The organism is Actinokineospora sp. PR83 (genome assembly GCF_021056305.1).
GTDB classification, from domain to species: Bacteria; Actinomycetota; Actinomycetes; order Mycobacteriales; family Pseudonocardiaceae; genus Actinokineospora; species Actinokineospora spheciospongiae.
This window is the reverse complement of sequence record NZ_JAJCXD010000077.1, coordinates 16,774-29,542: the sequence shown is the minus strand read 5'-3', so window position 1 is coordinate 29,542 and position 12,769 is coordinate 16,774. Positions and strand designations below refer to the sequence as shown.

Here is a 12,769-nt window from a genome sequence, read left to right as displayed (position 1 = left end):
GGCTTCGGCGGCGGTGGTGGTGGCTTCGGCGCAGGCGGCGCGGGTGCGGGCGGCGGGGCAGGCGCGGGCGGAGGTGCCGGAGCCGGTGGCCCCGGCGCCAAGGGCGCGGGTGTCGGCGCGGGCGCGCTGGCGGCCGAACACGCCATGGGCGCCCGCGGCGGTGCCGCGGGTGCCGCAGGCGCAGGCCGAGGCGGCGTCGCAGGCGGCCTCGGCGGCATGGGCGCAGGCGGCGCCCGAGGCCAGGGCGGCGAGGACGACGAGCACCAGCGCCCCTCCTACCTGGTCGAAGCCGACCCGGACGAGGTCTTCGGCACCGACGAGATCACCGCACCCCCGGTCATCGGCGGCTGAGCCCCGCCCCCGACCCGGCACCGTTCGTCCCACCGGCTGCGCAAGCGCCCGCCGGTCGGACGAACCCGCCCAGCCCGCGGAGGCAACGCCACACCAGCCCGCCGCCGCACCTCGCGTGGGACAGGCCCCCGGACCAAGGGCACGGCAACCACCCCGCCAACCGCAGGCCCGGCTGCTCGCCACCCCCGACACCATCGGCACAGCCACGCCGAACCCCACCGGAGCAGCGACCGACCCCCGCAACCGGTGGCCCGGCTGCTGGCTATCCCCGACACCATCGGTGCGGTCGAGGACTCGGCTACGCCGAACCCCAACGGCGCAGCCGCTGATCACCCCGCAACCGCAGGCCCGGCTACCCAACTGCCCGGGTGGGTGGATGTGTTCGGGTGGGGGTGGCGATCATGTGACAGCCTCTCTGGGCGGTGGGGCATCTTTTCAGCCCCACCCGGTCACACTGGGCACATGATCGCCGTAGGGGCCCCGCCCGAACACATCCACCCAGCCGGGCACCCGCACCAAACCCCGGCACGGCAAAGCCCTCCGCAACGCGGGCAAGGGACACGGCCGGGTCATCGATGCCAGGGACGGCGCCGATACCGGGGCAAGGCACGCCGGTGCGGGTTAGATTGTCCCCATGCCGCCCCGCTCGTTCTCGCTGTCGCTCGCCGCGGTGGACATGTTGTCGCAGGTGCTCCGGGTGAACTGCAGGCTCTACCCGTTCCAGATCCCCAGCTTCGGGGAGTTCGACGAGGACCGGCGGCGGATCGCGAAGCTGGTGTTCACCGACCTGACCAACCGCGGGCTGATCCGCCACAACAGCATCGACACCGACGTGGAAACCGCGCTCAAGGTGACCGGTGACCACGACGTCGCGGTGGCGATGTCCGGCAGCATCGACCCCAAGCGCGACATCCAGGCGCGGGCGGCCGCGGCGGGGACGGCGGGGGTGCTGGCCGTGCAGGAGGGGCAGAGCATCCGGTTCGAGGTGATCAGCCCGCTGGGGCTGGCCCGTTCGCTGGTGGCCCTGCTGCCGCCGCTGGGGCCGGGGCCGGGGCAGTCGGTGCAGGTGGTGCAGGCCGCGCCGGAGGCCAGGGCGGAGGGGTTCACCGAGGCGGTGCGGGCGCCGAGGTCCAATTCGGACGCCCAGTTGCGGATGGCGGCGGCGATGCTGGAGCGGCCGCGCAAGGGGTTCGGGTTCTTCATGGTCAGCGCGCGCGGCAGGCACGGCCGGGAGGTCGACACCGGGACCGTGGGGTGGATCGACACCGACGCGGGGCGCTACCTGATGGTGTCCAAGCCGGGGGCGGACGGGGAGGTCCGGGCGACCTACTCGCCTGCTGACAGCACTCGGCTGGCTCAGCAGCTCACCGAGCTGATCGACGAGTCCAGGCGTTAGGGGCTGTTCCGGGGGCGGGGTTTGATTCGCTCGGCCGTGGCCAGCGCTTGAAAGCGCCGGGATTTTGTCGCTGGTGCCCGGGTGGGTGGATCTGCTTGGGCGGGGCCCCTACGCCGATCATGTGCCCAGTGTGACCGAGTGGAGCTGAAGAGATGCCCCACAGCCCAGGCAGGCTTGCACATGATCGGCTCCCCCACCCAAGCAAATCCACCCACCCGAGCGTCTGCGTAGCCGGGCCGGCGGTTGCGGGGGTGGTCGCCGGCTGCGCAGGGTGGGGTTGCGGGTGGCTGGTGCCGGCTGCGCCGGTGGGGTTTCAGGTGGCTGCCCGCCGGGCGGTGTGTTGGGTGGTTGGCGGCTGCGGCCGGTGGGGTTCGGCGTGGCTGGCCACCGGGCCGATGGTTCGGGGTGGGTGGCGGCTGTGCTTGTGGGTTCGGGGTGGCTGGTCGTCGGGCGGGTGGCGGAGGCAGCTCGTCCACAATAGACCGGGGTCGCTGGGCTTTCCTGCGCGGGTCCGGGTGGGGTGCCTGCGTCGAGTGGGGCGTTTTGCCGGGTGGGGGTGGGGGGACCTGCCAGGATGGGGTGGTGAGCCAGCAACCGCCGTACCCGCCGATGGGGTACCCGCCACCCGGCCACCAGCCGCAGCCGTACCCGCCGGGGCCGTACCCGCCGCCCTACCCGCAGGGCGGGCCGTATCCGCCGCCGGGGTATCCGGGGCCTTACCCCGGGTACCAGCCGCAGCCGAGTGGGGTCACCGCTGTCCTCGCCGTGGTGTTCGGGTTCCTGTGCCTGGCGGCTTCGGGGTGGTCGATCGTGTTGTTGGTGCAGCCGCTGGTGGGCAGGTGTGGGGAGTCGTGCTTCTACGGTCCCATCGGTATCGCGCTGGTCGTCGAGGTGGTGTCGAGTCTGCTGATCCTGGTCGGGGTGATCCTGTTGTTGGCGCGCAAGACCGCTGGGGCGATCCTGTCGGCGATCGGTGGGGGCATCGTCGTGGTGCAGGCGGGGATCGGGGTTGTCACGGCCCTGTCCTACGGGGTCATGCCGTTGGTGCCGACCCTCGGCCTGCTGGTGGCGGTGGCACTGGTGGTGTGCGCGCTGTTGCCGCCGACCTTCGCCTACACGCGGAAGCGGGTGCCCGCCGGGTACCCGCCCCGCCCCTACTGATCCTTGGACGCCGCCCGGGTGATCGCGGCCTCCACCGCGCCCACCCGGTCGGCGAGCAGGCCGACCGCGCCGACGGCCCGGCTCACCGCGTCGGTGCCGTCGCCGCCGAGGGCGCGTTCGCGCAGGTAGGCGGACTTGACCTCCGCCCAGCGCTGTGCCTGGGCGGGGGTGAGGCGTCCGCGCAGTTCGGCGAGCTTGAGGAGGTTGGCCTCGGCGCCGCTGGTGAGCGTTTGGGCCTCGCCCCGGTAGTGGTCGTCGAGGAGGGCTTCGAGTTCGGCGTCGTTCATCACCGGCACGATGCGCTCGGCGAGTTTGTTCATGTTGCGGTAGGAGCCCTGGAGGCCGAACGGGGGTTCGGTGCGCGACGAATCGGCCTGGGCGGCGGAGGCGATGTAGGTCTGGTTGTTGGCCAGCACGACCTCCTGCACCCGCAGCAGCTTCGCCAGCACGGACACGATCCGCTCCACCTCGACCGAGGAGTACGGGTGCGCCAGTTGGTCCGGCCGCACCGAGTCGTCGCCGCGGGCCATGCGGACGAACAGGCCGATGTCGCCTCGGTCACGGGTGGACAGCGGGGCCAGCACCGGGTTGGAGGTGAGGGCGTTCTCCACGTAGCTGAGGGCGAACAGCTCTTCCCGGCCGGAGAGGACGTCGCCCAGGTTCCACACGTCGGCGCGGTTGGCGAGCATGTCCGGCACCCGGAAGCGCTGGCCGGTGGAGGTGTACGGGTTGCCCGCCATGCACACCGCGAACCGCTTGCCGCGCAGGTCGTAGGTGCGGGTGCGGCCGTTCCAGACGCCTTCCATGCGGCGCTGGGCGTCGCACAGGGAGATGAACTTCTGGAGCAGTTCCGGGTTGGTGTGCTGGATGTCGTCGAGGTAGAGCAGGGCGTTGTTGCCCAGCTCCAAGGCGAAGTTGATCTTTTCGATCTCCTGCCGGGCGGTGGCGTCGGGGGCGTCGGCGGGGTCGATCGAGGTGACCGCGTGGCCCAGGGCGGGGCCGTTGACCTTGACGAAGACCAGGCCGAGCCGGTTCGCCACGTACTCCATCAGCGTGGTCTTGCCGTAGCCGGGCGGGGAGATGAGCAGCAGCAGGCCCATCTGGTCGGTCCGCTTGCCCTCGCCAGCCGCGCCGAGCTGCTTGGCCAGGTTGTCGCCGATCAGCGGTAGGTAGACCTCGTCGAGCAGGCGGTTGCGGACGAACGCGCTCATCACCTTCGGCGCGAACTCGTCGAGCCGCAGCCGCCGCTTCTCCGCGGCCACCAGCTCGGTGCGGGTGCGCTGGTAGGCGCGGAACGCGGGCACCCGGTCGGTGCGGAAGGCGGCGGTGCGGGCCAGGAACTCGTCCAGCCGCAGCGTCAGCGACCGGTCGGTGATCCGCGGGTGCGCGCCGAGCAGCCCGTCGACCGTGGCCGTCAGCGCCGCTGAGGACTCCTGCCTGCTCAGCGCGTCGCCGGTCAGCTCAAGGGCCACCGCCTCGGGCAGGTCGACCGCGGACACCTCGGTGGTCGTGGCGAACGCCTCGTACCAGGCGGTGACCAGCTCGAACCGGGCCGCGAGGTGGTCGCCGTCGGACAGGGCGGCCAGGTCCTCGGCGAACCGGCGGGCCGACTCCGCGCCGAGCGAGGCGTGGAAGCGGTCCACTATGGACACGGCGGTGGCCCCGGTGGCGAACTCCGGCCCGGAGGCCAGTTCCTCCACCAGGTACTCCCCGGCGGCGGCCAGGTCGACCGCGGGCAGCCCCTCGGCGGTGAGGAACCCGCCGATCGCCGCGCCCAGCTCCCGGTGCAGCCCGGCCAGCGCGGGCACGGTGCCGAACGCGGCCCGCGCCCGGACCAGCGACGCCGCCCGCACGGTCCACCGCCGCCACCCCTGCTCGTCCGCGCCGAACACCCGGTACAGCTGGGCGGCGGCCCTGGCGTCCGGCGGGAAGCGCAGCAGCCCGGCGGCGGTGTGCAGCCGCAGCAGCGCCGCCAAGACGAGCGCGGCGTCGTGGTCGTGCACCCCGCGCTCGTACGCCTCGTCGTAGCGGGCCTCGGCGGTCCGCCGGACCAGGTCGAGCAGCCCGTCCTCGGTGACCGCGGCGGCGTGCAGCGCGTCGTGGTCGGTCTCGGCCAGGATCGACGCGGCCAGGTGCTCGGCCCGGTACACCCCGGGCGTCTCGGAGACGACCGCCTGCTCCCAGAACTCCCGCGTCGCGGCGAACTCCGGGGAGTCGACCGGTGCCCGGTAGTCGGTCCCGGTGACGGCGAAGGCCATCCCGCCGTCGTGCGGAACCACCGTCAGGTCGAGCGGCTGGGTGTTGACGGCGAACGCGTGCCTGCCGAAGCGCAGCGTGTCGCCGCCGTCGCTGTAGAGGTCCAGCCGGTCGCGCAGCGCCCGCCCTGCCTCCTGCCGGGCCGCCTTGACCTGGCCCAGCAGCTCCTCGGCCCGCACCTGGTCGCCGAGGTCGCGCAGGTCGTCGGCGACCGAGCGCAGCTTGGCCACCATCGGGTCGGCGGCGAAGTAGGTGTTGACCTCCTCCAGCGTCGCCAGCGACGACACCCGGCGCCGGACGCTGCCCAGCACCCGCTCGGCCGAGTCCACCAGCCGGTCGGCGCGGCGCGCGCGCTCGTCGAGCAGCGACTGCTTGCGCGCGGAGAACGCCTCGTAGACCTCGGTCCGCTTGTCCCCCAGCCGGGCCAGGAAGTCGTCGAACTCGGCGAAGCGCGACTCCAGGCCCTCCAGCGACAGCAGCAGCCGCCCGAGCTGCTCGTCGCACCGGTCCGGGGTGTCGGCGACCGCCAGCGCCCCGGTGACGGACTGCCCGAGCAGGGCGAACTCGGCGGCGAACTCGGCCCGGCCCTCGGTGGCCAGCAGCTCCGCGCGCCGGGCCACCAGGATGGCGCGGGCCCGGTTGACCCCGCCGAGCACCTCGCCGACCCGCTCCAGGATGCCGGTCCGGGCGGTGGCGTCGGCGATGTCCAGGGTGCCGACGACCTCGGTCAGCACCTCCAGCCCCGCCGCCTGCTCGGCCAGCCGCTCGTGCACCGGCGCCGCCGCGGCGACGGTGGCGATGCCCGCCGCGTCGGCCACGAGCCGGTCGACCCGCTCGTGGTACCCGGCGAACGCGTCCGGCCCGCGCAGGAACTCCACCGCGCGCCTGCCCGCCGCCCCCAGCTCGGCCGCCAGCTCCTCGGCCAGCGAGTCCACAGCGGACAGGTCGGTGTAGCGGGTGTCGCGCAGCCCCACGACCCGGCCCTGCGCCCGGCGCAGCCCGGCGAGGGTGCCCACCCACGCGTCGGCGGACCTCGGCGCCTCGGCGCGCACCACCCGCACCAGGGCCGCCACCGCCTCGGCCTCGGCCGCCAGCGCCTCGGCGGCCTGCCGGGTCAGCGCCTGCACGGCCTCGAACTCGTCGAGCACCTGCTCGGCGGTCGCGCGGACCTCCGACAGCGGTGTGCGCAGGTCGTGCAGCCCCGGGTCGCCCAGCCAGTGGTAGTGGTCGAACACCCGCGCGCAGGTGGCGATCAGCGCCTCGAACACCGGTGTCGACGGCGCCATCCCGCCCACGAGCTCGGCCACCGACAGCGCGTCGGAGATGCCGCGCACCAGGTCGGCGTTGCCCACCCGGTCCAGCGGCCCGTCGCCCACCGGCTGCGCGGCGGCGTGCGTGTCGGACAGGAACGGCGTCTGCCACACCTGCATCGGGTGCACCCGGGTCGGTTCCTCCGACGCCGCCCGGAACACCACCAGCGTGCCGTCGGCGAACAGCGAGTACCCGTGGCAGACGATCGGGGTGGCCACCTGCTTGCGGATCACGTTGTAGGGCAGCAGCAGCGTGCGGCCGTCCTCGCGGGCGTGGAACGCGTAGAGCACGTCCTCGCCGTTGGGGGAGCGGATGACCCGCTCGTACTCCAGGTCCGCCACGTCGGTGTCGAACGTCTTGTGCGCGCCGGTGGCCAGGTAGTAGCCGCCGGGGAAGATGATCCCCTGGTCCTCGGGCAGGCGGCGGCACGCCTGGCCGATCCCGTCGAGGCGGACCACGCCGCGGGTGCGGGTGTCGAAGACCAGGTGCCGCCAGTCGGTCTCGTTGTACGGGCGGATCTTGAGCAGGACCAGCGACCCGACCTCGGCGTAGAGCACGTCCGCGTCGGCCAGGCTCTGCAACGGCTCGGCGACCGGTTCGCTGTAGACGCCCTCGCCGGTCTCGGTGTTGTCCTCCACCTTGACCGTGAGGTCGCCGTGCACGGTCTCGACGAACACCTTGCCCAGGACCGAGATGTGCGGGAACCGGCCCAGCACGTGGTCGTCGCGGGTGGTCGGCACCCACTCGAAGTCGTGCGAGGCCGGGAACACGTGGTCGCGCTCGCCCCTGTTGTCCTGGTAGGACACGGTGCCGTCCGGGGCGACCGCCCACCGCAGGACCTTGGTGTCCTCGGTGCGCGGCCCGGTCTGGAACACCGCCAGCAGCTTGCCGTCGACGTGCCGCAGTTGCAGCAGCCGGGTCTCGCGGTAGTAGCGGTACAGCTCGGTGAAGTCGCGCCGGAAGCCCTCGTCGGACAGCAGCCCCGGCACGTCGTCGGCGGTGCCCGCCTCGAACCGGAACGCCTCGCCGTCGCGGGCGAACCGGTGCAGCGAGAACACGTCGTCGACCGAGGTCTCCGGTTTCAACCCGATGAACACGTTGTAGCCGAACAACATCAGCCCACCGGCGGAAGTGATGTCGCGCGGCACGCAGTTGTTCTCGGTCCGGATCCGCTCGGTGCCGATCAGCCGCAGGTCCGCCCCGCCGAACACCGCCAGGCGCTCGGCGTTGAGCGCCTCGGCCCGGCGGGCCAGCTCCGCGGCCTGCTCGCCGAGCCGGGCCCGCAGGACCTCGTAGGTCCCGGCGTCCAGGCCCGGTGCGGCCGGCGCGACCGCGGGGGCGTCGGTGCTGGTCACGGGTCTACTTCGCGGCGGCGAGGGCAGTCACCGACTGGTCGGCCACCCCGAGCCTGCGCGCGTGCGTCAGCAGCTCCTTGAGCTTGCCCGCCTCCGGCCCGTTGGTGTCGATCAGCCGCAGCAGCACCGCCGACACGGTCAGGTTCCGCACGTCGTCGGTGTCGATCGAACCGAGGATGCCGCGCAGGTCGTCGGTGAAGCTGCCCGACCCGTCCAACCACGGCCGGGCCAGCGACTGGGCCACGTCCGAGTGGTCCACGAACCCGTCCACGGCCTTGCCCAGGCCGACCGCGCCGACCACCCGGTCGAAGAACATGGTGTCGCCGCCGACGATGTCGATGTCGGCCTTCTCCAGCCCGGCGGCCAGCACCTGCGCCTGCCGCTCGGCCACGTCGCGCTGGGCGGCGATGCCCGCGAGCCGGACCTCCTTGTCGGTCTCCACCCGCAGCCGGTACTCCTCGTGGTCGCGGGTGGCGGCGTCCATGGCGGCCATCGCGCCCGCCTTGTCCGCCAGGCCCTCGGCCTCGCCCTTGAGCTTCTCCTTGATCGACTCGGCCTCGACCAGGGCCTTCTCCCGCGCCACCGCGGCCTGCGCCCGGCCCACCTTCTCGATGGCGGCGGCGTCGCGCTCGCGCACCTGCACCTCGGCCAGGCCCTCCGCCGCGGCCTCGGCCTGCGCGCCCTCGGCGAGGCGGATCTTGGCCCGGGTGTCCAGCTCGGCGGTCTGCTGGCGCGCCTCGGCCAGCGTCAGCTCCTCGCGCGCCCGGTGCTTGGCGGCGGTCTCCGCGGCCTCGGCGGCCTTGATGTCCTTGACCAGGTTCTCCTGCGCCTGCGCCTCGGCGGCGATGATGGTGGACTCGCGCAGCCGCTCGGCCTCCTCGACCACGCGCAAGCGCTTGATCGCCTCCTCCTGCTCGGCCACGGTCTTGTCCACCGCGATCCGCTCCCGCACGACCTCGGCCACCGTGCGCTTCTCGCCCTCGACCTCGCGCTCCTTGGAGATGCGCGACAGCTCGGTCTCCCGCTCGCGGGCGATGACCTCCAGCAGCCGGTCCTTCTCGATGCGCTCGGTCTCGATGGCGATGACCCGTTCCCGGTTCTTCGCCGCCACCGCGATCTCCCGCGCCTGGTTCTCGTTCTGGATGCCCAGGGACTCCTCGGTGCGCAGGTGCGCGGCCTGCGACTTGAGCCGCTCCTCGGCCTGCACCTTGTGCGTCTCGGCCTCCTCGCGGGCGCGCAGCGTCTCGATCTCGCGCCGCTGCTTGATCTCCGCGTCCGCCTGCCGCCGCTCCAGCTCCAGGATGGCCTCCCTGGCGTCGACGTTCTGCCGGGTGATCTCCTTCTCCTCCGTGCGCGTGTACTCGTTGGTGCGCACGTGCTCGATGGCGGTCAGCTCGGTGATCTTGCGGATGCCCTGGGCGTCGAGGATGTTCGCCGCGTCGAGCTGCGACAGCGGGGTCTGCTCCAGGTAGTCGATCGCCGCGTCCTCCAGGCTGTAGCCGTTGAGGTCGGTGCCGATGACGTTGATGATCTGGTCGCGGAACTCGTGCCGCTTGGTGTAGAGGTCGACGAAGTCCAGGTGCTTGCCGACGGTCTTGAGCGCCTCGGAGAACTTGGCGTTGAACAGGACCTGCAACGTCCCCTCGTCGCTGGCCCGGTCGGTGCCGATGGCCTGGGCGACCTTGATGACGTCCTCGACGGTCTTGTTCACCCGCACGAAGAAGGTGATCCGGATGTCGGCGCGGATGTTGTCCCGGCAGATCAACCCCTCCCGGCCCGCCCGGTGGATCTCGATCGTCTTGACCGAGATGTCCATCGTCTCGGCCTTGTGCAGCACCGGCAGCACCACCGCGCCGGTGAAGGTCACGTCGACCTTCTTCACCTTGGACACGATCAGCGCCTTGCCCTGCTCCACCTTGCGGAACATGCGGGCGATCGTGAACAGCACGACGAGAACGACGAGCAGGATCACGCCGAGCAGCACGCCCAGCCCGGTCGAGATGGCGTCCATGCGGTCCAACCCCTTGCGGTTTCAGTTGATCGGGAAGTCGAGGTCCACCGGGGCGACCCAGAAGAACTCGCCCTCCGGGTCGTAGTCGTGGATGACGGCGGTGCTCCCGGCCCGCAGCGGTTCGGTCCCCGCCTGCCGCACCTGCACGATCGCCGAGGAACCGTCGGCGGCGGTGACCTCCGCCTGGCCGAAGCCCCGGTCCACCCGCCCGGTCCGCACCACGCAGAGCAGGCCGACGAAGTCCGAGCGGGTCGGCGCGAGCCGGTCGTCGAACAACCCGCGCAGCGGCACCACCACCAACCGGGTCAGCACCAGCGCCACCAGCACCGCCACGACCAGCACCAGCACCGACAGGGCGGCCACCGCGAAGCCGGAGAACCCGCTGCCGGACAGCAGCACGGTCCCCACCAGGCACCCGAACCAGGACAGCGAGATCACCAGGCTCAGCGCCACGCTGATCGGCACCCCGCCCAACCCCAGCCCGTCGAGGGTCTCCGCCCCGGCCCCGTCCACCCCGTCCAGGGCGTCCACATCGGACAAACCGAACGCGACGAACAACCAGTACCCGACCACGACGAGGAGCAGGAAGGTGAACAGCGCGGCCGGGAAGCTCAACGCGGCGACGACGAACTCGCGCACTGGTCTCCTCCCCCTGCTGTCCTTGGGCCGGAACATACAAGGAGGGTGACCGCCCCGGAGGCGTTTTGGCGCAACCTCCCGTCGGCGCCGCCCCGGAAGGCGCACCGCTCCGAGCGGTGCTCACCGAGAGCGCCGACGAGGGGACTCGGTGGCGTCGAATCGGGTGAAACCGCGGACATTTCGGTTCCCGGCGCCGCCGCCGCCATATCCTCGGTTCTTCGAGGTGGCTCCGGGGGGTGTCATGACGGGTGCGGGACCGCGGTCCGGCAGCAGCGACAACCGGATGTCGGGCACCGTCAACGGGAGCCTGCTGCAGGCCGCGGAGATCCACGGCGACGTCTACCTGGCCGGATCGGCCCCGAGCCGCACACCCCCGTACCAGCTCCCCCGGCCGCCGCGGCACCTCGCAGGCCGGGAGCGGGAGCTCGGTGAGCTGGACGCCCTGCTCGGCGCGGTCGACGCCGTCGTGCTGCGCGGTCCCGGCGGGGTGGGCCGGTCGGCGCTCGCCGCGTCCTGGCTGCGCGCGGTGTCCGGGAGGTTCCCGGGCGGGGTGCTGCACGCGGAGCTGACCCACCCCGGCGGTGAGCCGCTGCCCGCCGAGGACGTGCTCGGCCGGTTCCTGCGCGCGCTCGGCGTCCCGGCCGACGAGGTGCCCGCCACCCTCGCCGAGCGCACCGCCCTGTTCCGGTCCGCGACCGCGGTCGAACCGGTGGCGGTCCTGCTCGACGACGCGGTCTCCGCCGCGCAGGTCAGGGTGCTGCTGCCCGCCGCCCCGGGGAGCCTCGCCGTGGTCACCACCAGCCAGCCGCTGCTGGGCCTGGTGGCCTCGGGTGCGGCCGTCGTCGCGGTCGGGCCGTTGGCCGACGCCGGGGCGCTGGAGTTGCTCGGCGGCCACCTCGGCGCCGAGCGGGTGGCGGCGGAGCGCGGCGCGGCCGAGGAGGTCGTGGCGCTGTGCGGCGGCCTCCCGATCGCCCTGTGCGTCGCCGCCGCGCTGATCCGCGCCAGGGCCCGCCGCACGATCGCCTGGATGGCCGAGCGGCTGCGCGACGCGCGGGACCGCCTCGACGTGCTCTCGGGAGAGGACGACTGCTCCGTGCGCGCCACCTTCGACCTCGCCTACCGGGACCTGCCCGACCGGGCCAAGGCCGTCTACCGCGTCCTGGGCGTGCACCCCGGGTCCCTCGTCCCCGCCGAGTTGGCCGCCGCGGCGGTGGACCTGCCGGTCGAGGACGTCGCCGAGGCGCTCGACGACCTGGTCGAGGCGTGCCTGGCCGACGAGGTCGACCGCGGCTGGTACCAGTTGCACGGCCTCGCCCACGTGCACGCGTCGTCGGTGCCCACCGAGGACGCGGAGCGGGCGCGCATCGCGCGCGCCCTGGTCGACTGGTACCGCAGCGCGGTCCGCCGGGCGGGCGACCTGGTCCTGCCCGCCCGCCGTCGCGGTCCGCCGCCGCCGCGCGCCGCGGGCGACCCGGCGGGCGCCCTGGACTGGTTGGACCGGGTCCGCGGCGACCTCGGCCCGGTGCTGCGACTGGCCCTCGCCCACGGCCTGCACCACCACGTGATCGACATGTGCGACGCGCTCAAGGGCTTCTTCGTCGTGCGCAAGCACTACGTCGAGGCGGTCGAGGTCTACGAGCTCACCCTCGCCGCCGCGCTCGCGACCGGCGACCTGGCCGCCGAGATCGGGGTGCGCAGGCGCCTGGCCAGGGCGTTCAGCAGGCTCGGGCGCGCGGCCGACGCCGAGGGGCAGGTGCGCGCGATGGTCGCGTCCGCCCAGGCCCACGGCGACCGGCGCGCGGTGGCGAAGGCGCACGAGGGCTTGGGCCTGCTCTACCGCGACCAGGGGCGCACCGCGGCGGCCGTGGAGCAGTTGGAGATCAGCCTGGCGATGGTGCGCACCCAGGACAGGCCCCGCGGGGAGGCGCTGCTCCTGCTCGAACTGGGCATCGTGCTGGCAGGCACCGACGACGTGGACGCCGCCCTGGAGCGACTGGCCGCCGCCCGCACCGCCCTGGTCGCGCTGGCGACACCGGACGAGTACAACGCCGCGCGAGCCGACCTGGCCGAGGGTCGGGTCCGCCTCGGCCGCGGGGAGGTCGAGCGGGCGGGTGTGCTGCTGCACCGCGCGCTGGCGGCGCTGACCGCGCACGGGGCGACCCGCGAAGCCGCCGGCGCCCACCTCGCCCTCGCCGACTGGGCGACCCGCGCCGCCGACCCCGACGCCGCCCGGTGGCACGCCGGGATGGGTGCTGACCTGCTCGGTGGGCCGGGCCGGGACCGCTGAGA

6 protein-coding genes and 1 pseudogene are annotated in these 12,769 nt (G+C 73.3%); 4 read left to right on the top strand and 3 right to left on the bottom strand.

What is annotated here, in order from left to right; translation table 11 throughout:
* The 3 genes and pseudogenes from L6E12_RS25050 to L6E12_RS25040 all read left to right on the top strand — a co-directional run.
* Nucleotides 1-351, top strand: a pseudogene (locus tag L6E12_RS25050) (hypothetical protein); the annotation flags it as partial.
* 634 nt (nucleotides 352-985) lie between these two features.
* Entirely contained in the window at nucleotides 986-1,747 is a 762-nt protein-coding gene (locus L6E12_RS25045; RefSeq protein ID WP_236230379.1) for an ESX secretion-associated protein EspG, read from the top strand.
* Between the two features lie 582 nt (nucleotides 1,748-2,329).
* Entirely contained in the window at nucleotides 2,330-2,908 is a 579-nt protein-coding gene (locus tag L6E12_RS25040; protein WP_236230378.1) for a hypothetical protein, read from the top strand.
* Here the strand turns inward: L6E12_RS25040 and L6E12_RS25035 are convergent.
* From L6E12_RS25035 to L6E12_RS25025, 3 genes are read right to left on the bottom strand one after another with little or no spacing between them, the layout of a single operon-like run.
* Entirely contained in the window at nucleotides 2,902-7,830 is a 4,929-nt protein-coding gene (locus tag L6E12_RS25035) for a DNA repair ATPase (protein ID WP_236230377.1), read from the bottom strand. The two genes, L6E12_RS25040 and L6E12_RS25035, sit on opposite strands and share 7 nt — an antisense overlap.
* A 4-nt stretch (nucleotides 7,831-7,834) precedes the next feature.
* Nucleotides 7,835-9,841 carry a flotillin family protein gene (locus L6E12_RS25030; RefSeq protein WP_236230376.1) on the bottom strand — a complete coding sequence of 669 codons (2,007 nt, stop codon included), beginning with the start codon at nucleotides 9,839-9,841 and terminating at the stop codon, nucleotides 7,835-7,837.
* A gap of 21 nt (nucleotides 9,842-9,862) precedes the next feature.
* Nucleotides 9,863-10,480 carry a hypothetical protein gene (locus L6E12_RS25025; protein WP_236230375.1) on the bottom strand — a complete coding sequence of 206 codons (618 nt, stop codon included), beginning with the start codon at nucleotides 10,478-10,480 and terminating at the stop codon, nucleotides 9,863-9,865.
* A 241-nt stretch (nucleotides 10,481-10,721) separates the two neighbouring features.
* Between L6E12_RS25025 and L6E12_RS25020 the strand changes: the two genes are divergently transcribed.
* Nucleotides 10,722-12,767 (top strand): hypothetical protein, encoded by a 2,046-nt coding sequence (locus tag L6E12_RS25020; RefSeq protein ID WP_236230374.1) that lies wholly within the window; start codon nucleotides 10,722-10,724, stop codon nucleotides 12,765-12,767.
* Nucleotides 12,768-12,769: the final 2 nt, after the last annotated feature.